General features: G+C 69.4%; 24 protein-coding genes. 11 read left to right on the top strand and 13 right to left on the bottom strand.

The window, feature by feature from the left end; genetic code table 11:
- Positions 1–9 precede the first annotated feature (9 nt).
- Together ORV05_RS33385 and ORV05_RS33380 are read left to right on the top strand one after the other, a co-directional pair.
- A complete protein-coding gene (locus ORV05_RS33385) occupies positions 10–1,857 on the top strand; it encodes an acyl-CoA dehydrogenase (protein WP_268755854.1) in 1,848 nt (615 codons plus the stop codon).
- Between the two features lie 165 nt (positions 1,858–2,022).
- Positions 2,023–2,304 (top strand): GlsB/YeaQ/YmgE family stress response membrane protein, encoded by a 282-nt coding sequence (locus ORV05_RS33380; RefSeq protein WP_268755853.1) that lies wholly within the window; start codon positions 2,023–2,025, stop codon positions 2,302–2,304.
- Positions 2,305–2,390: 86 nt separating this feature from the next.
- Here ORV05_RS33380 and ORV05_RS33375 read toward each other — a convergent pair whose 3' ends face one another.
- The 3 genes from ORV05_RS33375 to ORV05_RS33365 all read right to left on the bottom strand — a co-directional run bounded on the left by ORV05_RS33375 (position 2,391) and on the right by ORV05_RS33365 (position 5,963).
- On the bottom strand, positions 2,391–4,232 hold the full coding sequence (locus tag ORV05_RS33375) for a VanW family protein (protein ID WP_268755852.1): 1,842 nt from the start codon (positions 4,230–4,232) through the stop codon (positions 2,391–2,393).
- Positions 4,233–4,246: 14 nt separating this feature from the next.
- The gene (locus ORV05_RS33370) at positions 4,247–4,540 is read right to left on the bottom strand and encodes a GroES family chaperonin (RefSeq protein ID WP_268760015.1); all 294 of its coding nucleotides are present in this window, start codon (positions 4,538–4,540) and stop codon (positions 4,247–4,249) included.
- 61 nt (positions 4,541–4,601) lie between these two features.
- Positions 4,602–5,963 carry a carboxypeptidase regulatory-like domain-containing protein gene (locus ORV05_RS33365; RefSeq protein WP_268755851.1) on the bottom strand — a complete coding sequence of 454 codons (1,362 nt, stop codon included), beginning with the start codon at positions 5,961–5,963 and terminating at the stop codon, positions 4,602–4,604.
- Positions 5,964–6,019: 56 nt separating this feature from the next.
- On the opposite strand from ORV05_RS33365, the gene ORV05_RS33360 reads away from it, so the two are divergent.
- Positions 6,020–6,607: a TetR/AcrR family transcriptional regulator gene (locus ORV05_RS33360; RefSeq protein ID WP_268755850.1), complete on the top strand. Its 588-nt coding sequence runs from the start codon at positions 6,020–6,022 to the stop codon at positions 6,605–6,607.
- Here the strand turns inward: ORV05_RS33360 and ORV05_RS33355 are convergent.
- Together ORV05_RS33355 and ORV05_RS33350 are read right to left on the bottom strand one after the other, a co-directional pair.
- Positions 6,585–8,384, bottom strand: a complete 1,800-nt coding sequence (locus tag ORV05_RS33355; protein WP_268760014.1) for an NHL domain-containing thioredoxin family protein — start codon at positions 8,382–8,384, stop codon at positions 6,585–6,587. The genes ORV05_RS33360 and ORV05_RS33355 overlap by 23 nt on opposite strands.
- A gap of 75 nt (positions 8,385–8,459) precedes the next feature.
- Positions 8,460–9,395 carry a quinone oxidoreductase family protein gene (locus tag ORV05_RS33350; protein WP_268755849.1) on the bottom strand — a complete coding sequence of 312 codons (936 nt, stop codon included), beginning with the start codon at positions 9,393–9,395 and terminating at the stop codon, positions 8,460–8,462.
- Positions 9,396–9,477: 82 nt separating this feature from the next.
- On the opposite strand from ORV05_RS33350, the gene ORV05_RS33345 reads away from it, so the two are divergent.
- Together ORV05_RS33345 and ORV05_RS33340 are read left to right on the top strand one after the other, a co-directional pair.
- The gene (locus ORV05_RS33345) at positions 9,478–10,068 is read left to right on the top strand and encodes a TetR/AcrR family transcriptional regulator (protein WP_268755848.1); all 591 of its coding nucleotides are present in this window, start codon (positions 9,478–9,480) and stop codon (positions 10,066–10,068) included.
- A 4-nt stretch (positions 10,069–10,072) separates the two neighbouring features.
- A complete protein-coding gene (locus ORV05_RS33340) occupies positions 10,073–10,507 on the top strand; it encodes an FxsA family protein (RefSeq protein WP_268755847.1) in 435 nt (144 codons plus the stop codon).
- An 8-nt stretch (positions 10,508–10,515) separates the two neighbouring features.
- On the opposite strand, the gene ORV05_RS33335 is transcribed toward ORV05_RS33340, so the two are convergent.
- Positions 10,516–11,082, bottom strand: a complete 567-nt coding sequence (locus ORV05_RS33335; protein WP_268755846.1) for an SCP2 sterol-binding domain-containing protein — start codon at positions 11,080–11,082, stop codon at positions 10,516–10,518.
- 45 nt (positions 11,083–11,127) lie between these two features.
- Between ORV05_RS33335 and ORV05_RS33330 the strand changes: the two genes are divergently transcribed.
- Positions 11,128–11,781 carry a TetR/AcrR family transcriptional regulator gene (locus ORV05_RS33330; protein ID WP_268755845.1) on the top strand — a complete coding sequence of 218 codons (654 nt, stop codon included), beginning with the start codon at positions 11,128–11,130 and terminating at the stop codon, positions 11,779–11,781.
- On the opposite strand, the gene ORV05_RS33325 is transcribed toward ORV05_RS33330, so the two are convergent.
- Both ORV05_RS33325 and ORV05_RS33320 read right to left on the bottom strand, forming a co-directional pair.
- Positions 11,738–12,607 (bottom strand): MaoC/PaaZ C-terminal domain-containing protein, encoded by an 870-nt coding sequence (locus ORV05_RS33325; RefSeq protein WP_268755844.1) that lies wholly within the window; start codon positions 12,605–12,607, stop codon positions 11,738–11,740. The two genes, ORV05_RS33330 and ORV05_RS33325, sit on opposite strands and share 44 nt — an antisense overlap.
- Positions 12,607–13,950 carry a 3-oxoacyl-ACP reductase gene (locus tag ORV05_RS33320; protein ID WP_268755842.1) on the bottom strand — a complete coding sequence of 448 codons (1,344 nt, stop codon included), beginning with the start codon at positions 13,948–13,950 and terminating at the stop codon, positions 12,607–12,609. Before ORV05_RS33320 ends, ORV05_RS33325 begins: the two co-directional genes overlap by 1 nt.
- Before the next feature lie 91 nt (positions 13,951–14,041).
- Here ORV05_RS33320 and ORV05_RS33315 point away from each other — a divergent pair, with 91 nt between their 5' ends.
- Positions 14,042–15,313, top strand: coding sequence for an acetyl-CoA C-acetyltransferase (locus ORV05_RS33315; RefSeq protein WP_268755841.1), 1,272 nt, complete (start codon positions 14,042–14,044; stop codon positions 15,311–15,313).
- A gap of 27 nt (positions 15,314–15,340) precedes the next feature.
- Here the strand turns inward: ORV05_RS33315 and ORV05_RS33310 are convergent, their stop codons facing one another.
- Positions 15,341–15,847, bottom strand: coding sequence for a DoxX family protein (locus ORV05_RS33310; RefSeq protein ID WP_268755840.1), 507 nt, complete (start codon positions 15,845–15,847; stop codon positions 15,341–15,343).
- 196 nt (positions 15,848–16,043) lie between these two features.
- Between ORV05_RS33310 and ORV05_RS33305 the strand changes: the two genes are divergently transcribed.
- Together ORV05_RS33305 and ORV05_RS33300 are read left to right on the top strand one after the other, a co-directional pair.
- Positions 16,044–17,240 carry an ATP-binding protein gene (locus ORV05_RS33305; RefSeq protein ID WP_268755839.1) on the top strand — a complete coding sequence of 399 codons (1,197 nt, stop codon included), beginning with the start codon at positions 16,044–16,046 and terminating at the stop codon, positions 17,238–17,240.
- Positions 17,241–17,424: 184 nt separating this feature from the next.
- Positions 17,425–17,574 carry a hypothetical protein gene (locus ORV05_RS33300; RefSeq protein ID WP_186382548.1) on the top strand — a complete coding sequence of 50 codons (150 nt, stop codon included), beginning with the start codon at positions 17,425–17,427 and terminating at the stop codon, positions 17,572–17,574.
- Between the two features lie 141 nt (positions 17,575–17,715).
- On the opposite strand, the gene ORV05_RS33295 is transcribed toward ORV05_RS33300, so the two are convergent.
- Positions 17,716–18,219, bottom strand: a complete 504-nt coding sequence (locus tag ORV05_RS33295; protein WP_268755838.1) for a hypothetical protein — start codon at positions 18,217–18,219, stop codon at positions 17,716–17,718.
- A 111-nt stretch (positions 18,220–18,330) separates the two neighbouring features.
- Between ORV05_RS33295 and ORV05_RS33290 the strand changes: the two genes are divergently transcribed.
- Positions 18,331–19,260: a bifunctional helix-turn-helix transcriptional regulator/GNAT family N-acetyltransferase gene (locus ORV05_RS33290; RefSeq protein ID WP_268755837.1), complete on the top strand. Its 930-nt coding sequence runs from the start codon at positions 18,331–18,333 to the stop codon at positions 19,258–19,260.
- 10 nt (positions 19,261–19,270) lie between these two features.
- Here ORV05_RS33290 and ORV05_RS33285 read toward each other — a convergent pair whose 3' ends face one another.
- From ORV05_RS33285 to ORV05_RS33275, 3 genes are all read right to left on the bottom strand, one after another.
- Positions 19,271–19,846 (bottom strand): peroxidase-related enzyme, encoded by a 576-nt coding sequence (locus ORV05_RS33285; RefSeq protein ID WP_268755836.1) that lies wholly within the window; start codon positions 19,844–19,846, stop codon positions 19,271–19,273.
- 62 nt (positions 19,847–19,908) lie between these two features.
- Positions 19,909–21,582, bottom strand: coding sequence for a monocarboxylate uptake permease MctP (mctP, locus tag ORV05_RS33280; RefSeq protein ID WP_268760013.1), 1,674 nt, complete (start codon positions 21,580–21,582; stop codon positions 19,909–19,911).
- 14 nt (positions 21,583–21,596) lie between these two features.
- Positions 21,597–21,869, bottom strand: a complete 273-nt coding sequence (locus tag ORV05_RS33275) for a DUF3311 domain-containing protein (protein ID WP_268755835.1) — start codon at positions 21,867–21,869, stop codon at positions 21,597–21,599.
- A gap of 193 nt (positions 21,870–22,062) precedes the next feature.
- On the opposite strand from ORV05_RS33275, the gene ORV05_RS33270 reads away from it, so the two are divergent.
- Positions 22,063–23,691: an alpha/beta hydrolase gene (locus ORV05_RS33270; RefSeq protein ID WP_268755834.1), complete on the top strand. Its 1,629-nt coding sequence runs from the start codon at positions 22,063–22,065 to the stop codon at positions 23,689–23,691.
- The last annotated feature ends 19 nt before the right edge of the window (positions 23,692–23,710 follow it).

The raw sequence follows: 23,710 nt of genomic DNA, 5'->3' as shown, positions 1-23,710 counted from the left end.
AGCGACGACATGGGCCATTACAAGAGCAATGTCCGAGACCTTGAGTTCAACCTGTTCGAGGTGCTCGGCGTCCAGAACCGCCTCGGCAAGGGCGTGCTGGCGGAGTCCGACGAGGAAACCGCCCGCGGTGCGCTGTCCGAGCTGAACAACCTCGCTGTGGGCCCGCTGGCGGAGTCCTTCGCCGACGCCGACCGCAACCCGCCGGTCTACGACCCCAAGACCTTCTCGGCCACGCTGCCCGAGTCCTTCAAGAAGAGCTACCAGCAGCTCTGGGACGGCGAGTGGTGGCGCCTCGGCCTCACCAACGACCTTGGCGGCCTCGGCCTGCCCCCGACCGTGCAGTGGGCCGCCGCCGAGCTCATCCTCGGCGCGAACCCCGCCCTGTTCATGTACCTCGCGGGCCCGAACTTCGCGATGATCCTCGACCGCAACGGCACCGAGGAGCAGAAGCGCTGGGCGCGGATCATGATCGAGCGCGCCTGGGGCGCCACCATGGTGCTCACCGAGCCGGACGCCGGCTCGGACGTCGGTGCCGGCCGCACCAAGGCGATCAAGCAGGAGGACGGCTCCTGGCACATCGACGGCGTGAAGCGGTTCATCACCTCCGCCGACCAGGACATGACCGAGAACATCATGCACCTGGTGCTCGCCCGTCCCGAGGGTCCCGGCATCGAGACCAAGCCGGGCACCAAGGGCCTGTCGCTGTTCCTGGTGCCGAAGTTCCACTTCGACACCAACACCGGCGAGCTGGGCGAGCGCAACGGCGCCTTCGTGACCAACGTCGAGCACAAGATGGGCCTCAAGGTCTCCACCACCTGCGAGCTGACCTTCGGCCAGCACGGCGTTCCGGCCAAGGGCTGGCTGCTGGGCGAGGTGCACGACGGCATCGCGCAGATGTTCCAGGTCATCGAGTACGCCCGGATGATGGTGGGCACCAAGGCCATCGCCACCCTGTCCACCGGTTACCTCAACGCGCTCGAGTACGCCAAGGAGCGCGTCCAGGGCGCCGACCTGACCCAGATGCTGGACAAGGCCGCGCCCCGGGTGACCATCACGCACCACCCCGACGTGCGGCGTTCGCTGATGCTGCAGAAGGCCTACGCCGAGGGCCTGCGCGCGGTGTACCTCTACACCGCGTCCTTCCAGGACCAGGTGTGGACGCAGGAAGGCGACGAGGCGTCGCTGAAGCTGGCCGAGCGGATCAACGACCTGCTGCTGCCGATCGTCAAGGGTGTCGGTTCCGAGCGTGCCACCGAGCAGCTCGTGCAGTCGCTGCAGACGCTGGGCGGTTCGGGCTTCCTGCAGGACTACCCGATCGAACAGTACATCCGCGACTCCAAGATCGACTCGCTGTACGAGGGCACCACCGCGATCCAGTCCCAGGACTTCTTCTTCCGGAAGATCGTCCGGGACAAGGGGCAGGCGCTCGGCTACCTCGCGGGTGAGATCACCAAGTTCATCGAGGACACCTCGTCGGAGGCCGCCGGCCAGCTCAAGAACGAGCGCCAGCTGCTGAAGCAGGCCCTCGAGGACTTCCAGGGCATGCTGGGCGCGCTGATCGGCTACCTGACCGCGTCGCAGAACGACCCGAAGAACCTGTACAAGGTCGGTCAGCACACCGTCCGGCTGCTGATGTCCGCCGGTGACCTGCTCGTCGGCTGGCAGCTGCTGCGCCAGGCGGAGATCGCGCTGGCCAAGGTCGACAGCGCCTCGGCCAAGGACCAGACGTTCTACCAGGGCAAGATCGCCGTCGCGTCGTTCTTCGCCAAGAGCGTGCTGCCGGAACTGACCGCGCGCCGCGCGATCGTCGAAGCCGCCGACAACGACCTGATGGAGGTTCCCGAAGCCGCGTTCTGACTCACACTGTGAAAAAAGGGGCCGCGAGGAATTTCCTCGCGGCCCCTTTTTTTTGCCGTTCCCCCGTCCGTCGCCGCTGTTTCCAAGGCAACAAAAGGCGCGCGGGCGGTTTCGATCCGGGCAACTCGCGGTACTCCAGGACAGGTCACGACATAAGGAGTTTCGATGAGCATCACCGGAATCATCACGGCGATCATCGTGGGTCTGATCATCGGCGCGCTCGGACGGCTCGTCCTGCCGGGCAAGCAGCCGATCCCGATCTGGCTGACCATGCTGGTCGGGATCGTGGCCGCCTTCATCGGCACGGCCATCGCGCGGGGCTTCGGCTACGCGAGCACGTCGGGCTTCGACTGGCTCGAACTCATCACCCAGGTCGTCCTGGCCGCGATCGGTGTCTCGCTGGTCAGTGGCGCGTACGGCAGGCGGCACCACAACATCACCAGGTAGCGAACTTTTTCCCCGGCCGTGCCGGCGGGTGCACTTCCCCGCCGGCACGGCCCTTTTCTCTTGCCGGAAGCCCGGGGAGACCGGAGTCAGCAGTACGTGGCGGGCCGGGGTGCGTAACGCACCGTCCGGGTGTCGCGGTGGACCTCGCCCCCGGTGGCGAGGTCGTAGAGGACACGCGTGTCGGTGACGGTGAATCCGGACACTCCCGCCGAGATCCGGCAACCGGGCGGCTGGTTCTCCAGTGTGGGCGGGGTGACCTCCTCGCTCGGGCCGGTGTTGCCGACCACGCGGTACTGCCTGGTGCCCCAGAGCCGGACGGTCACCGCCGAGCCCGATGCCTCCGCCTGGATCACCACACCGCTGGCCAGGCCGTCCGTGAACCTGAGATCCACCGGGGAGCCGTCATCGCGGAGCACGATCGCGTCGCGGCCGGGCGGGTAGCGGTCGATGTAGGAGGTGTGCTCGGTGTGCCCGGCATCGGTCAGCCCGGCGAAGTACACGGCGTTGTACAGAGTGGAGGCGAACTGCGAGGATCCGCCACCCGGCACGATCGGACCGGTGCCGTCCTCGTTCACGGGCGCGGGCACGAAACCCTGGCCGAACCCGCCGATCCTGGCGAGCAGGCTGAACGTCTCGCCCGGCCGCACGAGCGCACCGTTGACCTTGGCCGCCATCGCCTGCACGTTCGCCGCGGCAGGCCCGTCCAGCCCGATCGTGGTGAACTCGCCGACGACCTCCTTGACGTTCAAGGCATTGGCGTCGTCGGTGCTCAGTTTCGGTTTGCTCGTCAGGTAACGCACCGGCAGTTCGCGGTCGTTCCACCGGTACAGCACGGCCTTCAGCCCGCCGAAGGTGCCCGCCCAGTCGATCCTGCGCCCATCCTCCGAGGGCTGGACGAGGGGAACCCCGGCGGGGAACACGATCTGCGCGTCCCGGCCCGCCCGCTCGGTGGGGGCGAGCCGGGGTTGCAGAATCTGCTGCAGCTTGGCGGTTTCCAGTGTCACGGCGAGTTCCCCGCCGTCCTGGGCGGTGAACCGCAGGGCCGAGGCGATCGAATCCGGCCGCAGCACCGCCTCCGCTCCGTCCCCGTGCACGGTGAGCGGTTTCGCCACGGCGGGAACCGCCACCTCTTCCAGCGCGCGGTGCACGCCCTCGGAGGTCGCCTTGACCGGGATCTCCTCGACTGGTACCCGCACCCCGGTCTTGTCGAGCCAGCGTGCCTTCACCAGGTTGGCCGCGCCCCGGATGTCCGTCACGGTCTGCCCCGGGCGCGGTTCGATCGCGTAGGGCGCGACGCCGCCGTCGGTACCGGGGATGGGCCGGAAGCCGATACCGCCCTCCGTGGGCGGGTGGTTCAGTGTGTCGGCGGCGAGCGCGCTCATCGCCTTGGTCAGCTCGTCGGGATCGGTCTTGGTGACCACATCGACTTCGCGGCGGACGAAGAACGACCTGATCCGGTCGAACGGGTCGAGCGGCTGACTGCCCGCCTGCGCCAGGGTGGACGTCCAGTCCACTTTCAGCCCGGAACTCACCGGATCGAGTGCGGCCCGCACGTCGCCCGCGAGCACCGGCACCGGCTGGGCGAGCCGGGGCCCGAGTTCGCGCCGCAGCTTGGTTTCGGCGTCGGCGCGGGCCATGCCGCCGACCTCGACGCCCGCCACCGCCACCCCGCGCGGAACGTGCCCGGCGCTCAGGACCAGGTCGATGGTGTAGAGGATGGCGCCGACCACCAGAAAGCCACCGATGCCCATCAGCGCGAAGCCGAGGTAGCGCTTTCCCCTGGACGGCCCGATGGGTGGGGCGGTGCGGGTGTCGAGCAGTTCGCCGGCCAGTACCTCCTCGGTGACCGGCGGAAACTCTTCGGTGCGGCATTCGGCAAACGGAACCCGTTCGAGGTTCCCTTCCGGCCAGTTGTCGTCCTCCCGCACCGCGCCTCCCCGCGCTACAAGTACAACCCCGTCCCCTGCTCCGTGCGCTCGGTGGCCACCGCGTGGATGTCGCGCTCCCGCATCACGAGGTAGGCCTCGCCCTGAATCTCGACTTCCATCTGGTCTTCGGGGTTGAACAGCACACGGTCGGAGACCTTCACGGTACGCACATTAGCGCCCACGCCCAGTACATGCCCCCAGGCGAGGCGGCGCGCCACCTGCGCGGTCGCGGGAATCACGATGCCCCCGCTGCTCCGGCGCTCGCCCTCGTCGGAGGACAGCCGCACCAACACCCGATCGTGCAGCATCTGGATTTCTAGTTTGGCGCCGGCAATCGGCACGCTTCTGGCATCCGACACGCCGGTAATGCTACGCACCCGGGGAGGCGGTGACGGTGGGCCGCCGGGAGGCCAGTTCGAAATCCTCGACCCGGCTGATCCCTTCACGGACCGGGATCCGGCGCACCGCGGAATGCAGCCCGGGCGCGGACACCACCACGTCGACGAACTGCTCCGGCAGGCCGGTGACCCCGTAGACGCCGTGCTCGTCGGCCACCGCGCGGACGAGCTGTCCGCCACGGCCGTCGGTGACCGTGACGACCGCCCCGGCCACTCGTTTGCCGCCGCCGGTCCGCACCGTGCCCCGCACCATCGGCACCGGTTCCCCGAAGTGGTGGGGGTGCGGGACCAGCGCGGTCGGCCGGGGAATCTCGATCGTCGGGTCCTCGACCGGCGGCTCCGCCACATCGGTCGGGACCGCCTGCCTTCGCTGCCACCAGGCACGGCCCGCGATGAGCACCACGCCGAACAGCACCCAGGCGCAGAGCACGAGCACCGGACCGGCGACTCCGGCGCCGTCGAAGTAGAAGACACCGCGCAGCGCCTCGATCAGGTTGCCCATCGGCATGACCGGATGCAGGGCGCGGAAGAATCCCGGCACCAGCTGCACCGGCACGGCACCCCCGCTCGAGGGCATGCTGAGCAGCACGAACAGGCCCACCGCGACGCCGGGAACGAACTGTTTGAAGAAGGGCACCAGTCCGAAGGCGGTGAGGGCGACGCCCTGGGTGAGCAGGAACGCGAGGGGGATGGTCACCGGGTCGGAGGGGATCACGTCGAGCGCGAGACCCACCAGGTAGCCGAGCACGCTGACGGCGGCACCCCAGCCGACGAGGGTGAGCAGCTTCGCGCGGCGGCTCAGGGTGACCGCGCGCAGCAGCATCATCACGACGATGTAGCTGGGGATGGTCCACGCCAGCACCAGGTAGAACAGGCCCGTGCCCATGGGATCACCGTTCGTGGTGGGCGCGAGGTCGGTGACGGTGAGCGCGCCGCCGCTCTTCGCCGCGATCGGCGTGATGGCCTGGTTCACCACCGATTCGAGCAGGTAGCCCTCGGCCTTGGCGACGTAGAGCACCGAGTGACCGGGAACCGGGGAGAACCCGGCCACCACGTCGCGGTCGAGTACCGCCTGGCGGGCCGCGGCGGTCGTGGTGACCTGCTGGATGTCGAAGGCGCCCTGGCTCGCCTTGTCGAGGGCGGCCTGGATCTGCACGGCCGCCGGGCCTGCGACCGCGATCTTCACGTGGTGCGGACTCGGCTGGTGGAAGGGCAGCAGATAGCAGAAGAGGAAGCCCAGCGCGAAGAACGCCGGAAACCAGAGACTCTCGGCGAGGGTCCGCAGGGTGTGCGCAGGGTTCTGGAGGGTGTCACCATCCGCCTTGTGGGCCATGAATCCACGCTAACAGTTTTTGCAGTCAACGCAAAAATGCAGGTAGTGTAAGAAACATGACATCCCTGCGGGAACGCAAGAAGGAAGCCACGCGCGACGCGCTGCGGCACGCCGCGGTGACGCTCTACCGGGAGCACGGGCCGCAGGCGGTCACGGTCGAGGACATCTGCGCGAAGGCCGGCGTCTCGGCCCGCACCTTCTTCAACTACTTCGAGACCAAGGACGAGGCCGCCCTCTTCCTCGACGTCAGCACCGAACAACTGCGGCGGCGGATCATCGACCGCCCGGCGCCGGAAAGCCCGCTGCAGGCGCTGCGCGTGGTGTTCACGGCACGTCTCGAGCAGGTGGCCCAGAGCGAGATCTTCCGCGAACGGACGCTGCTCCTGCGCGAGCGTCCCGAACTGGTGCCCCGCATGACCCACACCAACCGGGCCTTCGAAGCGGCCGTGGTCGCCGGGCTCGCCGCGCGCACCGGCCTCCCCGAGGACGACATCTACGTCCGCACCACCGCGGCCGCCGCCTTCGCCGCGCACCGCACCGCCGTCACCTGCTGGCAGCCCGGCGAAGACCCCGGCCTGGTCACCCTCCTGCACCAGGCGCTGGACGTGCTGGAACGGGGGTTTACGCCGTCCCAGCCAGGATGAGGCGCAGCGTCGCCGGTCCGCCCGGTTCGATCCGGACGGGCACGCCCCAGTCCTGCCTGCTGACCCGGCATACCGGGTGTTCGGCGCCGGAATCGCAGCTCGCGGCCTGTGCCACGATCTGGAGCACCCCTTCCGCGGGCCCGTCCGCGAGGCGGATCCTCCGGGTCAGCCCGGTGCCGGTGCCCGCCCCCTCCAGCAGGAGCTCCGGCGGCGACGCGCGGACCTCCAGCCGGGTCGAAGGGCCGAACCGGTCGTCGAGCTTCTCGCCCGGCGGCGGGGTGAACACCACGGCGAGTTCGACCTCGCCGGGTGCGAGCACGCTCGGCGGCCGTCGCACCTCGTGCGCGTCCCCGGCCACCTGCTGCGCGGTGTCCTCCGTGAGCGGCAGGGGACGCAGGCGGTGCGCGGCCGACTCGACCACGAGCAGCGCCTCGCCGGTGACGACCAGGCCGGACGGTTCGGCCAGCCCCTCGGCGAGCGTGGCGACCTTCCCGGTCCGCGGGTCGTAGCGCCGGACCGCCCCGTTGTAGGTGTCGGCGATCGCGATCGCGCCGTCCGGCAGCACGGCCACCCCGAGCGGATGCTGCAGCAGGGCCTCGGCGGCGTCACCGTCGCGGTGCCCGAAGGAGAACAGGTCCGTGCCCACCGCCGTGTGTACCACGCCCCGCTCGATCCAGCGCAGGGCGGAGGTTTCCGCGTCCGCCAGCCACAGCCGGTCGCCCTGCACCGCCAGGCCGGAGGTCTGGGCGAAGAACGCCTCCTCGAGCACGCCGTCACGCAGGCCCTCGACGGTGGTGCCCGCGAACCGCGAGACCGTCCTGGCGACCGGATCGAACAGGCCGAGCGTGTGGTTTCCCGCCATGGCCACGACCACCCCGCCCGCCGGGGCCCACCAGGCGACGTCCCACGGGCTGGTGAGGTCGATTTCCCGCGCCGGACCGTCGGTTCCGCCGTTGCGCCACTGCCGCCCGGTACCGGCCACTGTGGACACCCGGCCGGTGGTCAGGTCGATGCCGCGCAGGAGGTGACCGGCGGTGTCGGCGACCAGGAGGTGGTAGCCCGCCCGCTCGGCGATCTCGGCCGGCAGCAAGGTCAATCCGGAGGGTTCGGCGAAACTGGCGCGGTCGAAGGCGCCGTCGGCCGCGCCCCGCTCGCCGCTGCCGAAACGGCGGACCACCGTCTCGCCGTCCGAAGCGAGCTCCACCACCGAGTGGTGCCCGGTGTCCGCGACGAGGATCCGCCCCTCGGCGGTCGCCACGGCCTTGCTCGGGAAGCGCAGGCGTCCCGCGTGTTCCTCGGCAGGCACGTACGGCGAGCCACCGCGGCGGAGCGTGCCCTTCGCCTCGTGCACGGCGATCTGCTCGGCGATCACGCGCCGCAGCGCCTCGGCGTGACCCTCCCCGGCGGCGACGTGCACGACGTAACCCTCGGGATCGACGACGGCCAGCGTCGGCCACGCTTTCACCGCGTACTGCTGCCAGGTCTCCATCTCGGGGTCGTTGACCACGGGATGGTGCACCTCGTAGCGCCGCACGGCAGCCTCGATCGCGTCGGAGGAGCCCTCGTGCAGGAACTTCGGCGAATGCACCCCGATGGTCACCAGTACTTCGGCGAACTCGGCCTCCAGCGGGCGCAGCTCGTCCAGGACGTGCAGACAGTTGATGCAGCCCGAGGTCCAGAAGTCCAGCAGCACGATCCGGCCGCGCAGCCGGGCCAGCGTCAGCCGCTCGCCGCCGGTGTTGAGCCAGTGCTCGCCGGACAGTTCGGGCGCGCGCACGCGGGCCTGCCGTCGTACAGAAGTCACATCGGCTTGCAACGAAGGCGATGATCGCGCTTGTTCCCGTGAGGGTGGTCAGGGCCGCAGGATGATCCTTCCGAGCGCACTGCGCCCTTCCACCAGTTCGTGCGCCTTCGCCACCTCTTCCATCGGCATGGTTTCGTGGACCAGGGCGCGAAGCCGTCCTCGCGCCAGCAGATCGAGCACCTCCGGCCGGGCCGCGGACACCTGGGGGAACCAGCTGGCGCCCATGCAGGTGGCCAGCGTCAGCTCCCGGTAACCGAGGTCCGCCACGCCGACCGCGGCGGGCTCGCCGCCGAGCATGCCGTAGCACAGCATGCGGCCCGGGCCCGGTTCGAGCGCGTCGAGCAGCTTCGCCGCCGTCCGCCCGCCGACCGCGTCGAACACCACCCCGAGCCCCCGCGGCACCCTCTCTGTCCATTGTGGATCGTTGTGGTCGAGCACGAGGTCCGCCCCGAGATCCTCGGCCAGCCGACGCTTCCGCTCGCCGCCCACGGTGGCCGTGATGTGCCGTGCACCGCGAGCGCGGGCGAGCTGGATCAGGTAGCTGCCCACCCCTCCGCTTCCCGCGGCCTGGACGAGGATCCTTTCGTCCCGCAGTGCGGCCTTGCGGAGCAGGGCCAGCGCGACCGCGCCCGGCACGGCCACGGCGAGAGCGTCCACAGCGGACACCCCGTCGGGGATGGGCGTGACGGCCTCTTCCGGCACCGCCAGGTACTCCGCGTACGCGCCGCCGGTCCGGGTCAGCACGACCACCCGCTGCCCGGACCTCGGTCCCTCGGTGATCCTTCCCGCCGCCTCGAAACCGAACACCGCGGGCAGTCCGCCCGGCATCGGGAACACCCCGGTCCGCACGCCGATCTCGTAGTAGGCGACCGCCATCGCCTCCACCTCGACCAGGAGTTCACCCTCGCCCGGCACGGGCCGCGGCACTTCGGCCGTCCGCAGCGCGCCGGGATCACCGGCCTCGTGCAGCATCACCGCTCGCATGTCTTCTCCTTAACTGGACCATCGGTCAAGTTCCTCGCCGGTACTATATGGACCGACGGTCAAGTTGTCGAGGGAGCTCTGGATGGCGGAACGCGCGGACGCGGCGCGAAATCGGCGCGCGATCCTCCGCGCCGCCGAGGAACTGCTCACCGCCCACGGCCCCGACCGCGTCTCGCTGGAGCAGGTCGCCGCCGCCGCCGGAGTCGCCAAGGGCACGGTCTTCCACCGCTTCACCAACAAGGCCGGCCTGATCGGCGCGCTGATCATGGAGCGGCTCGGCGCCTTCCAGCAGGGCTACACGGAGGGACCGCCACCGCTGGGGCCCGGCGCACCCGCCCGCGAACGGCTGGACGCCTTCTTCACCGCCCTCGTGGACCTGGTCAGCCGCAACGTCGCGCTGATGGCCGCACACGAGCGCACCTCAGGCCACCGGCAGGACAACCCGATCTACACGGCCTGGCACGAGCACGTCAGCGGGCTCCTCCGCGAGGCCCGCCCCGACCTCGACGCCGAAGCACTCGGGCACATCCTCCTCGGCGCGCTGCACAGCGATCTGATCGTGCACATGCTCCGCACCGGTGAGGCGAACCGCCTGGTCAGCGCGCTGCAAACGGTCACGGCCGCCCTGCTCGACCAGCCGCGGGGAGCAAATGAGGGGCGTGCGGCGTTGTAGGGGTATGGCTGTCGTGCTCCTGCTCTATGTGGTTGCCGAGGTGGCCGCCGTCTGGGCGGTGAGCTCGGCACTGGGTGTGCTCGCCACCCTGGGCCTGCTGCTGGCCGGCGCGTTCGTCGGATCCTGGCTGGCCCGCCGGGAGGGCACCCGCGCCGCCCGCGCCTTCCTGACCACCACCAGGTCCGGCCGGGCTCCCGTCGCCGAGGTCACCGACGGAATGCTGATCGGCCTCGGCGGTCTGCTGATCATGGTGCCGGGGTTCGTCTCCGACGTGGTGGGCCTGCTCCTGCTGCTGCCGCCCACCCGGGCCGTGGTGCGCGGGCTGTGGCTGCGCCGGGCGGAACGGCGGATGGCGGTGCGCAGCCGCGGCCGGACGATCGTGGTGGACAGCGAGATCGTCCAGGAACCGGGGAACCACCCGGTCATCGAGGGGCGCTGAGGCGCCCGTCAGGCGTCCGCCGGTTTGGGGATGTCGAAGTAGCTCACCAGGCGCAGCGCGGGGGTGTACTCGCCCTTGACCCGGACCCTGCCGGTGACGAACAGGGCCGTCACGGCGGCGTTTCCGGTGGCTATTCGGAAAAAATCTTCCACCGCGATGGTGATCGTGGTGTCCGGCTCACGACCGAGATCGGGGGCGGAGACACAGCAGCCCTCCTCGATCACCGTCTGGAAACGGTCGAATCCGCCCTCGCCGGCCCCACCGGAAAACCGCCAGCTCACCACCATCGAGACGTACGCCGCCTTTTCCGGAACAAAGTGATCAGCCATCCGGCGGAATACCTCGTCCAGGAACACGTGCCGCAACTCGGGATGCGCCGCCAGCGCCTTGAGCTGCTCCTTCGAGGCGCGCCGGACCACCGAGACGAGTGTTTCGGTGGTCAGGCCCCGCAATTCCACCCCGGCCTCGGCCGCACCGAGCATATGCAGGGTTTCCAGTAGCCGGACGAACTGGTGTGCGGTCAGTTTGCCCAGATCGATCTGACGCGCCAGTGCGTCGACGACATCCGAAGGCACGAATCGGATTCTACCGCCACACAGGGTACGGGGTAGCGTTTCCGTGTGACCGAAGAAGTGAAAGCGCCGGGACGAGCCCGGCGGTTACCCCGTGCGGTGCGCGAACGGCAGATCCTGGACGCGGCGGTGGAGGTCTTCTCCCGGCACGGCTACCACTCGGCCTCGATGGATGAGATCTCCGAGGTCGCGGGCGTGTCCAAACCGATGATCTACTCCTACCTCGGCGCGAAGGAAGACCTGTTCGCCAAGTGCATCCGCCGGGAGGCCGGCAGGCTGCTGGAGGCGGTGCGTGCGGGAATCCGCACCGAACTGCCCCCGGACATGCAGTTGTGGCACGGACTGCGGGCGTTCTACCGGTTCGTCGCCGAGTACCGCGACTCGTGGACCGTGCTGCACCGGCAGGCCCTCACCGTCGGCGGGCAGTTCGCCGACGAGGTCACCGTGCTGCGCACCAAGGCGATCGACATCGTGGCCACGCTGGTGGTCACCGCGGGCACGAAGCAGGGCCTCGGCCAGGTGGCCGAGTTCTCCGGGCCCGCGCTGGCCGTGTCACTGGTCGGGGCTGCCGAATCCCTCGCCGACTGGTGGCTCGACCATTCGGACGTGTCCGACGGGGTATTGGCCTCCTGGCTGATGAACCTGGTGTGGCTCGGGTTCAACGACCTGGTGGAGGGGCAGGTGTGGCGCCCGGCCGGCTGATCGTGCCCTCCAGATGCGGCTTGGGTTTCCTGGCGTTCCACAGCTCGAAGGCCCAGCCGTCCCCGGTCTGCCACGAGGTGAACGCGACCTTCGCCGGCAGCAGGACGGGCAGCTTGAACCGCACGTCCACGGTGTAGGCCTCGGGCAGGCGGCCCTCGAAGGCGGCGAGGCAGCGGGCCTTGGTCCACATCCCGTGCGCGATGGCGGACCGGAAGCCGAACAGCCGCGCGGTCAGCGGGTGCAGATGGATCGGGTTGCGGTCGCCGGAGACCTCGGCATAGCGACGGCCGATATCGCCGGGCACCCCCCAGACCGCGGTGGGCGAGGGCGGGGCGAGCTGGCGGCTCGGGGCCGAACCGCCGGCACCGCCGCCCCGCCGCAGATAGGTGCTGACCTCGCTCCAGACCACCCCGTCCGAGGTGGACACCTCGGACAGCACGTCGAACTGCCTGCCCTTTTCGTGCGGGCGGAGGTTCTCCGCCCGCACCCTCACCGTGCAGCGCTCGCCCAGCCGGAGCGGGCGGTGCTGGGTGATGCGGTTGGCCACGTGCACCATGCCGAGCAGGGGAAACGGGAATCCCGGCTCGGTCATCAGTGCCATCTGCAGGCCGAACGCGAGCAGGTGCGGATAGGTGACGGGCAGTTCGTCGGCCAGCCGGAACCCGCACACCTGGTTGTAGGCGGCGAGGTGCGCCGGGTCGATTTCGAGATCGGGACGCACGTATTCGGTGTCCGGCAGCGTGTCGCCCGCGGCGGAATGCGGCAGCAGCGCCTTGGCGTACAGCGGCATCAGCCGCGGTGCCTCGCGCAGTTCCTTGGTGGTCATCACGCCCCCAGCAGGGCCTGGCCGCACACGCGGACCACGTTGCCGTTGACCGCGGCGGAAGCCGGGTTGGCGTACCAGGCGATCGTTTCGGCCACGTCGACCGGCAGGCCGCCCTGGCCGAGGCTGGACAGGCGCCGCCCTGCCTCGCGGATGAACAGCGGGACGGCGGCGGTCATCTTGGTCTCGATGAAACCGGGCGCGACCGCGTTGATCGTGCCGCCGTACTCGGCGAGCCTCGGCGCGGTTTCGTCGACCATCCCGATCACCCCGGCCTTGCTCGTGGCGTAGTTGGTCTGGCCGACGTTGCCCGCGATCCCGGCGATCGAGGACACGCCGACGATGCGGCCGTTCTCCCGGAGCACCTTGTCCGCCAGCAGCTTGTCGTTGATCGCCAGTTGCGCGGCGAGGTTCACGGTGATCACCGCGTCCCAGCCGCCCTGGTTCAGGTTGCCGAGGGTCTTGTCCCGGGTGATCCCGGCGTTGTGCACCACGATGTCGACCCCGCCGTGGCGCTCGCGCAGGTGGTCGGCGAGTTTGGCGGGCGCGTCGGCGGCGGTGATGTCGAGCTGCAGTGCGGAGCCACCGACCCGGTTCGCGACCTCGGACAGCTCGGCCCCCTGAGCGGGGATGTCGAGCGCGACCACGTGCGCGCCGTCGCGGGCGAACACCTCGGCGATCGCCGCGCCGATCCCGCGGGAGGCGCCGGTGACCAGGGCGACCTTGCCCGCCAGCGGCCGTTCCCAGCTCTGCGGCGCGGGGACGTCCGGGATGCCCTGGGTGCCGATGCGGATCACCTGGCCGTCGACGAAGGCCGACTTGGCCGAGAGCAGGAAGCGCAGGGTCGACTCGGTGGCGTTCTCCGCGCCCGGCGCGACGTAGACGAGCTGGGCGGTCGCGCCGCGCTTGAGTTCCTTGCCGACCGAGCGCACGAAGCCCTCCAGTGCGCGCTGCGCGATCCGCTCGCGGCCCTCGGCCAGTTCGGGCGGTGTGCCGAGGACGAGCACCCGGCCGCAGTAACCGGTCTTGCGGATCACCGGGTGGAAGAACAGGTACAGCTCACGCAGCTGGGCGGGATCGGTGATGCCGGTGGCGTCGAAGACGAGTGCGCCGTAGCGCTGGTCGGCGGCGGGGGTGCCGAGCACTTCGATACCGGCCTCGCCGAGCTGGCCCTTCACCGTCTTCTCGAGCCGTCCACCGGGCGCCGCGCCCAGAAGTGCGGGACCATCGAGGGCGGGCTGGCCCGGCCGGTACCGGCGCAGCGTGGCGGGATTCGGCAGGCCGAGCTTGGGCACCAGGAACTTCCCCACGGGTGTCTTGGTGAACTGCTGATACCGATCCGCCATGGTCGCCCTCCTCGTGTCCTGCACCAGCCTAACCTACTCGCGAGTAGGTTACACTCTTCGTCGAGTTCCACCATCCGAGCGGGAGGAAACCATGGACGTCCGCAAAGTCGCGATCATCGGCGGCAACCGCATCCCGTTCGCCCGGTCGAACGGCCCCTACTCCGGCGCCTCCAACCAGGACATGCTGACGGCCGCCATCGACGGCCTGGTCAGCCGCTTTTCCCTGCAGGGCGAGCGGATCGGCGAGGTGGCCGCCGGTGCGGTCCTCAAGCATGCCCGCGACTTCAACCTGGCCAGGGAATGCGTGCTCGGCAGCAGGCTGGCCCCGGAGACACCGGCCTGCGACGTGCAGATGGCCTGCGGGACCGGGCTGCAGGCGATCATCACCGTGGCGAACAAGATCGCCCTCGGGCAGATCGACTCCGCGATCGCCGGCGGGGTGGACACCACCTCCGACGCGCCGCTCGCGGTGAACGACGACCTGCGGCGCATCCTGGTCCGGCTCAACGCCGCGAAGTCGCTCGGCGAGCGCCTGCGCCTGCTCACGAAGCTCCGCCCGGGACAGATCGTCCCGGAGATCCCGCGCAACGCCGAGCCGCGCACCGGCCTGTCGATGGGTGAGCACGCCGCGCTGACCGCCAAGGAGTGGGGCATCCCGCGCGAGGAGCAGGACGAACTGGCGGCGGCCAGCCACCAGCGGCTCGCCGCCGCCTACGACCGCGGCTTCTTCGACGACCTGCTCACGCCCTTCCTCAAGCTGTCCCGGGACCAGAACCTGCGCCCGGACTCCACGGCGGAAAAGCTCGCGAAGCTCAAGCCGGTCTTCGGCGGCCGGGACGGCACCATGACCGCGGGCAACTCGACCCCGCTCACCGACGGGGCCTCCACCGTGCTGCTGGCCACCGAGGAGTGGGCCCGGGAGCGGAACCTGCCGGTACTGGCCTACCTGACCTTCTCGCAGACCGCGGCCGTCGACTACGTGCACGGGCGCGAAGGCCTGCTGATGGCACCGGCCTACGCGGTGCCGCGGATGCTCGCCCGCGCCGGGCTGACGCTGGGCGACTTCGACTTCTACGAGATCCACGAGGCCTTCGCCTCCCAGGTGCTCGCGACATTGAAGGCCTGGGAGGACCCGGCCTTCGCGAAGGAGAAGCTCGGCCTGGACGCGCCGCTCGGCCCGATCGACCGCGCGAAGCTCAACGTCAACGGCTCCTCGCTGGCCGCGGGCCACCCCTTCGCCGCCACCGGCGGCCGGATCGTGGCCACCCTGGCGAAGCTGCTGCACGAGAAGGGCTCCGGCCGCGGCCTGATCTCCATCTGCGCCGCGGGCGGCCAGGGCGTCACCGCGATCCTCGAGAAGTAACCACCGCGCGAGCTGCCCGGGCCCCCTTCACCCGGGCAGCTTGCCGCGCGCGGTCTCGGCCGTGTTCTGCACCTGCCTGCTCGCCTTGCGCGCGGCACGGCGAGCACGCCAGCCGAGAGAAGGCCTGCCCTCGGTGTCGGCGGCGGCGATGAGCAGCCCGCCCACGAGACCGGCGTTCTTCAGGAAGTGGATCAGCTGCTGCTGCTTTTCACTGTCGTCCTTGGCCTCCCAGAACGGGTGCCCGGCGATCGTGGTCGGCACCAGGCTGCCGACCAGCGCGAGCGCCGACAGGCGCGGGACCCTGCCGAACGCGAACAGGGTGCCCGCGACGATCTTCACCGCCGCGTCGACGCGGACCAGCGTGACCGGGTCGGTCGAGACCGCGGGCGGCAGCCTGTCCTGCCTGGCCCCGATCGTCTTGTCCACCAGGGGTTTCGCCACTTCCGCATGCCCTTCGGCCTGCCGCAGGGCCCCGATCCCGCCGTAGATGAAGATCGATGCGAGCAGGGGACGGGCCACTCGACGCAAGATCACGGTCCTCGCCTTCCTCGATTGCCGGAAACCTCCCCGGGTAGCTACCCGCTCGGCGGCTTCTTCAAAGATCTATCCCGGTATTGCTATGAAACTAGAAAGCTCTAGACAGTCCGAGAGGCTGGGCGGCGCCGACACGCCGTAGGGAATTCTGGGCGAATATCGGACGGTTGCTAGAAAGGCCGATACCGTCCTGGCCGTGGACCCGATCCGGAATCCGTTCGCCCCCGGGGCCGGGCAGCGACCTCCCGAACTGGCGGGGCGGGAGCGGGAGCTGCACGCCTTCGAAGTGGTGCTGCAGCGGGTGGCGCGCGGACGACCCGAACGCAGCCTGATCCTCACCGGCCTGCGAGGCGTCGGCAAGACGGTGCTGCTGGGTGAACTGCGGGCGATGGCGATCCGGCACGGCTGGGGCGCGGGCAAGATCGAAGCCCGTCCGGACGCGGAGCTGCGGCGGCCGCTGTCGGCCGCACTGCACCGGGCGATCCGCGATCTCGCCGTGCGGCACCGCGCACCGGACCGGGTGGAGGAAGTGCTCGGCGTGCTGAAGGCGTTCGCCCTGCGCGCGAACAAGGACGACGCGAAACTGCGCGACCGCTGGCAGCCGGGCATCGACGTGCCCGCCGCGCAGGGTCGCGCCGATTCGGGCGATATCGAGATCGATCTCGTCGAACTGTTCACCGACGTCGCGGAACTGGCCGCCGACGTCGGCACCGGCGCGGTGATCCTGATCGACGAGATGCAGGACCTGAAGGCCGCGGACGTCTCGGCGCTGTGCGCGGCCTGCCACGAACTGTCCCAGTCCGGCTCGCCGCTGGTCGTGGTCGGTGCCGGCCTGCCGCACGTGCCGGCCGTGCTGTCCGCGTCGAAGTCCTACTCGGAACGGTTGTTCCGATACGCCCGCATCGACCGGCTCGACCGGCAGGACGCCGATCGCGCGGTGCTCGCCCCGATCGAACGCGAGGAGGCGGGGATCGAGCCGGAGGCGCTGGACGCCCTCTTCGACGCCTCCGGTGGTTACCCCTACTTCATCCAGGCCTACGCGAAGGCCGCCTGGGACGCCGCGCCCGCCGATCCCATCACGGTGGAGGACGTCCGGGTCGCCGCGCCGGAAGCCGAGCAGGAACTCGCGGTCGGCTTCTTCGGCTCCCGGTACGAGCGGGCCACCCCGGCCGAGCGCGAGTACCTGCTCGCCATGGCCGAGCTGACCCAGGGCCGCGACGAGGGCGCGGGCACCTCGGACATCGCGGTCTACCTGGGCCGGAAGCCGTCTTCGCTGTCGCCCGCACGGGACAACTTGATGAAGAAGGGCCTGGTGTACTCGGCCGAGCGGGGGCGGATCGCGTTCACCGTGCCCCACTTCGGTCACTACCTGCTCGGCCGCGCCGACGACTGATCGAGTTTTCTCGCCGTTTCTAGTGTTTTCCCAAGAGCTCCACATCGTCCGGAAGACAGGACACTCACCGACGATTCATCGGCGAGTGCGCTAGATCACCGGACAATCGTTGGCATTGCTGGGTTCCTCGGGCGCATACTGGAGCCATCAGCAACCGCGAGGATCCTGAGGGGATGCAGTACCGATGACCACCATTGCCGCCAAGTTCCGCGCCCGTCGCAGCGAGTACCGGACGCGGCGAGCACTGAACCAGGCGATCGAGGAAGCGGCCACGCCGACCATGCGTCAGGAACTGATCGCCATCGCGCAGGCGCATCGCGCCGGGCTGCGCTGATAAAGTGACTCAGGAGTGACGTGCACCACATGAGAACTCAGGTGTAACGCCAAGCTTGAATCCGGCGATACTCCTGATGACCCCGTGATGCTGGCGGACCCCCGACCTGGCAGCATCACGGGGTTTCCATATGTCCGGACCTCACCGCCTTCGCGCGCGCATCTCCTGTTCCAGGCGCCACCCGTCACCGTCGGCCACGAACCCTTGCCAGCGAAACGACTCCGGCGTGATGTCGGTGAAGTTCCACCGCACGGTCGCTCCGTCCGACCTCGTGCCTTCCTGATGGATCTCGTCACCCGCGGCGCGGCCGAACAAGGTGACGTACTGGGCCCGAGCCAGTCCGAACCACTGCACACGCCACGCACTCGCAGCCGGGTCGTACACCCGCACCGTGGTGCCCGCGGTGACCCGCGCGTCGTCCGGGCCGCCGTCGTTCACCAGCACGTCCTGAACCGCGCGCCCGCCCAGCACCCAGCCGAACCGCCACTCGCGGTTCTCCTCGCGCCAGACTCCGCCGTCCAAGAACCGGTTGCGCACCGACCAACTGCCGACGAACTGCCCGAACAGCATCAACTCGTCCCGCAGGTCCGGATGCGGCCCGTCGGCCGCGAGCAGTCGCAGCATCTCCGTGGTTTTCTCGTTCACGTCCTCCAGCCTCCGGCACGGAACCGGCCGGGTCTTGAACATCCTTGCTCGGTAGCTGGTTGACGGCCGCGCTATTCTTTGACTAAGTCAACGAAGTTGTTGAGGTGGTCAATGAACAGTCCTCGGCTCCTGGAGCGCGTGGCCAAGGTCAGGGCCTTCAACCGGCTCTACACCGCGCTGATCGGCGTCCTCGACGAAGGACTCGTCGGCACCGAGTACTCGCTCAGCGAGGCGAGGGTGCTCTACGAACTCGAACAGCAGGGCGTCACCGAGGTCACCGAACTGCGCCGCAGGCTCGGCCTCGACGCCGGCTACGCGAGCCGCCTCCTCGGCAGGCTCGAAACCCGCGGTCTGCTCGCCCGCGAACGGTCCGAAAGCGACGGACGGCGTCAGCTCATCCGGCTCACCGAGGCCGGCCGCGCCGCACAGCACTCACTCGAGCAGCGCACCGTCGACCAGATCGCGAAGCTCCTCGAACGGCTTGGTGACGAGGACCAGCAACGGCTGGTCTCCGCCATGGGCGCGATCACCAACCTGGTCGGCGAGCGGTCGGTGCGGCCCGCCGTCGTGCTGCGCCCGCCCCGGCCCGGGGACTTCGGCTGGGTGGTGGAGCGGCACGGCGCGATCTACGCGCGGGAATACGGATGGGACAGCGGCTTCGAAGCTCTCGTCGCCCGGATCGTCGCGGACTACGCGGACCGGCACGACCCTCGCGCGGAGGCGGCGTGGATCGCCGAGATCGACGGCGAGCGCGCCGGTAGCGTGTTCTGCGTGCGCGGATCCGACGAGCGGACCGCGAAACTGCGGCTGCTGCTCGTCGAACCCGGCGCACGCGGGTACGGGCTTGGCCGGCGGCTGGTCGAGGAATGCGTGGCGTTCGCCCGCGCGCACGGCTACACCGCGATGGAGTTGTGGACCAACGACGTGCTCACCGCGGCCCGCCACATCTACGCGAAAACCGGCTTCCAACTGGTGGAGAGCGAACCCCACCACAGCTTCGGGCACGACCTGGTCGGAGAAACCTGGCGGCTGAAGCTGTAGCGGTTGTCCGTTACCGCGCCTGGCGTCCCATCAGGTAGAACTCCTCGTTCGGGCGCAGCGCCGTCAGGTGGGCCAGCCGGTTCGACATCGCGAACAGTGCGGTGATCGCCCCGACGTCCCAGATCTCGTCGTCGGTCAGCCCGGCCTCGCGCGCCGCCGCCAACTGCGCGTCGCCGAACAGGTGCGAGTCACGGGCCAGCGCCAGCGCCAGCTCGACGATCGCCCGGCCACGGGCGTCCAGCTCCACCTGCCAGGGGTTGGCCGAGACCTGGTCCGCGAGCTGGGGATCCTTCGCGCGGATCCGCAGGATCGCCCCGTGCGCCACCACGCAGTAGGTGCAGTGGTTCGCCCCGGAGGTCGCGACCACCACCAGTTCCCGCTCGGCCTTGGTCAGCCCCTCGCGGCGTTCCATCAACGCGTCGTGATAGTCGAGGAACGCCCGGAGCTCGGCCGGACGGTGCCCGAGGGCGCGGAAGATGTTCGGGACGAATCCCGACTTCTCGGCGATGGCACCGACCCGGTCGCGGAGATCGTCCGGGAGCTCGTCGAGCTCCACGACCGGGAATCGGCTCACTGCTTCACTCATACCCTCACGTTAGGACCTGTATGCAAGTGTTCTGCGTGGCGGTGCGGGTGGCGGAACCTGGATCAGTGGACGCCGATCGGGCGGAGGCCCTCGTCGTGCTCGTCGACGTGGTAGTCCGACAGCTCCGTGTCGTCGGTGCCGTTGAACACCTTGAACCGGCGCGCGATCACGGTGACCACCACCGCGACCACCAGGTTGCCGACCAGCGCGACGAACCCGGGGTAGATCTGCACCAGCGAGCCGGGGAACGGGTGCCAGCCGAAGATCGACAGCTTGCCCAGCGGAAGCGCCGAGCCACCGAAGTGCGCCTTGCCGGTGTTCGGGTTTCCGATGCCGTAGAGCATGAGCACACCCCACACCATGCCGACGGCCCAGCCCGCGATCAGGCCCCAGCGGTGGAACCACCGCGTGTACAGGGAGATCGCGACCGCGGGCAGCGTTTGCAGGATCAGCACGCCACCGATGAGCTGCAGGTCGATGGAGAACTGCGGATCGATGAACAGGATGAACGCCACCGCACCGAACTTGACCACCAGCGAGGCGAGCTTGGCCTGCTTGGCCTCCTGCGCCGGGGTCGCGTCCCGCTTGAGGTATTCCTTGTAGATGTTGCGGGTCCACAGGTTCGCTGCGGCGATCGACATGATCGCGGCGGGCACCAGCGCGCCGATGCCGATCGCGGCGAACGCGATCCCGGCGAACCACGACGGGAAGTTCAGGTCGAACAGCACCGGCACCACGGTGTTGGAATCGGCGTTCCCGGTAGCGGCGTTGGTGATCGGCTTGACCCCCGCGGCGATCGCGACGTAGCCCAGCAGCGCCAGCAGACCCAGCAGGAACGAGTAGGCGGGAAGCGCCATCATGTTCCGCTTGATCACCTTGCGTCCGCGCGAGGCCAGCACACCGGTCAGCGAGTGCGGGTACAGGAACAGCGCCAGCGCCGAACCCAGCGCGAGGGTGATGTACTGGAGCTGGTTGGTGGCGGTCAGCACGATCGAGCCCGACGGCTTGCCGGTCTTCGGGTTCGGCTGCGACAACTTCGCCGCGCTGACGTCGATGATGTGCGACCAGCCGCCGAGCTTGGCGGGCAGGTAGAACACGGCCACCAGGATCACCAGGTAGATCAGGCCATCCTTGACGAACGCGATCAGCGCCGGCGCTCGCAGGCCCGACTGGTAGGTGTAGAGCGCCAGGATGAGGAAGGCGATCAGCAGCGGCAGATGGCCCACGATCCCGCTGCCGTTCAGGCCCATCGTGCGCAGCACCGCCTCCAGGCCCACCAGCTGCAGCGCGATGTAGGGCATCGTGGCCACGATGCCGGTGATCGCGATGAGCAGCGCCAGCGTCGGCGAACCGAACCGGCCGCGCACGAAGTCGGCCGGGGTGACGTAGCCGCGCGAACGCGAAACCGACCACATGCGCAGCGCGGGCAGGAAGACGATCGGGTAGAGGATCACGGTGTAGGGCAGGGCGTAGAAGCCGAGCGCCCCGGCACCGAAGACCAGCGCGGGCACCGCGACGAAGGTGTAGGCGGTGTAGAGGTCACCGCCTACCAGGAACCAGGTGATCCAGGAACCGAACTTCCGGCCACCGAGACCCCATTCGTCCAAATGGTCGAGTGAGGCCGCGGCCTTCCAGCGGGCGGCGACGAAACCCAGCACCGTCACCACACCGAACAGCACGATGAAGACGCTCAGCTCGACCCACTGCAGGCCACCGCCGGGCGACTGCGCCGCCATGACCAGATCGGTCTTCACTTCTTCTCCCCTTCATCAAGGTCATCCACCGAGAGACGATCGGGCCCGGTCACGCGCTTTTCGCTGGTCATCACGTAGACCACGGCCACGGAGGCGACCCCGACCAGCACGAAGGCGAACTGGTACCAGTAGAAGAAGGGGAGACCGAACAACCTCGGCTTGTCGAAGTTGAACCACGGAGTGATCAACATAAGCAGAGGGATGAGCAGGAAGAGGTTCCACGGGTTGAAGACCAACCCCTGCGCCCTTCCGGCGGCTTTGCCAGACATCGGACCTCACTTGAACGTTCGGACAGCCTGGACGACCCTAATTCGTCACGGGCGTTGCGTCACGGGGGTCTCATGTATCGATTTGGGCAGGAATACCCAACTTAAGCAGGTAGGCACGAATCGCCCAGCTGGCTACAAATGATCGCCCTCGACCGTGGTCGAGGCGTGTGGAGCCAGTGACGAAGGGGCGAGCATGAAACGACTCCGCCGGGCGGTGGTGATCCCGGCTCTGGCCGGCACCCTGCTGGCCGCGGGAGCACCGGCCTACGCCGGTGCGACCGATCAGTCAACACGGCCTGACCAGGCAGAACAGGCACTGAACTCGACCGGGATCCCCGGCCGGTACGCGAACCAGGTGCTGGACTGGCATCCCTGCACCTCCGAGGAGTTGTCGGGCCAGACACCGCCGCCCGGTGCCGAAGGCATCGAATGCACCACCTACCTGACGCCGCGGGACTGGCGCGATCCGGGCGCCGGCGCCGATCTGACCATCGCGGTGAGCAGGCTCAAGGCCACCGGGAACGCGACCGCCAGTGTGCTGGTCAACCCGGGCGGTCCCGGCGCACCGGGCCGGATGTTCCCCGCCCGGCTGCGCAACCAGACGCGGCTGCGCGAGCACCAGGAGATCGTCGGCTTCGACCCGCGCGGAACCGGCAAGAGCACGAACATCACCTGCGGCGGCGCCATCGGCACCGGTGCGGCGCTCGACCCCAGGGACCGCAGCCGCCGGAACCTCAATCTCATCCTGGAGGCGACGAAGTACGCCGCCGACTCGTGCCAGGTGAAGTCCGGCGACCTCGGCCCGTTGATCAACACCGGGCAGACCGTGCACGATCTGGACCTGTTGCGCGTGCTGCTCGGCAGGCACCGGGTGAACTGGGTCGGCTACTCGGCGGGCACCTGGCTGGGCGCGCACTACGCGCAGGCGTTCCCGAACCGGACCGGCCGTTTCGTCCTCGACTCGAACACCGAGTTCACCACCACCTGGCAGAAGTCCTTCGACTGGCAGCCGCTCGGCTTCGAGCGGCGCTGGCGGGAGGACTTCCTCCCGTGGATGGCGCGCTACGACGGCCTCTACCACTTCGGCACCACGGGTGAAGCGGCGCGGCTGACCTACGAATCGGTGCGCGCGGCACTGGCCAAGAGCCCGGTGGAGGTGGACGGGGCGCCGCTGTCGGCCAACGAGTTCGACTCCTTCATCGCCTCCGAGCTCTACAACAAGCGGTACTTCCCGGGTCTCGCGGAGTACCTGGTGAACGTGCGGACGCTCGCCGAGAACAGTGGAAGCGCCGCGCAGCAGGCGGTGGCGAAGCAGCGGGTCGACGCCGCCAGGGCCGACGAGCCGGGCCTTGGCCCGCAGCCGCTCATGGTGCCGGGCGACGGCGACGCCTACGACGCGAGTTTCTGGACGATCCCCTGCAACGAGGGCCCGTGGCTCGGCAACCGGAACAGCGTGATCCGGCAGTCCGCCGAGCTCGGCCCGCGGTATCCGCTGCTCGGCTGGGGCTGGGTGGTGCAGCCGTGCATCTTCTGGAAGAACCGCCCCGAGCCGTTGCCGGTGCTCGACGGGGCGGGCGTCCCGCCGGTGCTGATGGTGCAGTCCACCCACGACCCGGCCACGCCGATCGAGGGTGCGCAGCGGGCGCACGCCGCCTTCCGCGGCTCCCGGATGATCACGGTCACCGGGGAGGGCGACCACGGCATCTACGCCGGAGGCAACGCGGCGGTGGACAAGGTTGTGGAGGACTACCTCGTGGACGGGGTGGTTCCGGCCGACCAGACCCTGCCGGGCCGTCCGCTCCCGGTCCCCCCGGGGGCCTAGCCGCCCTGGACAACGGCCC

This window comes from Amycolatopsis cynarae (assembly GCF_026802195.1).
GTDB lineage: Bacteria > Actinomycetota > Actinomycetes > Mycobacteriales > Pseudonocardiaceae > Amycolatopsis_E > Amycolatopsis_E rhizosphaerae.
The sequence above is the reverse complement of the archived record's forward strand: the minus strand, read 5'-3'. Positions and strand labels throughout refer to the sequence as shown.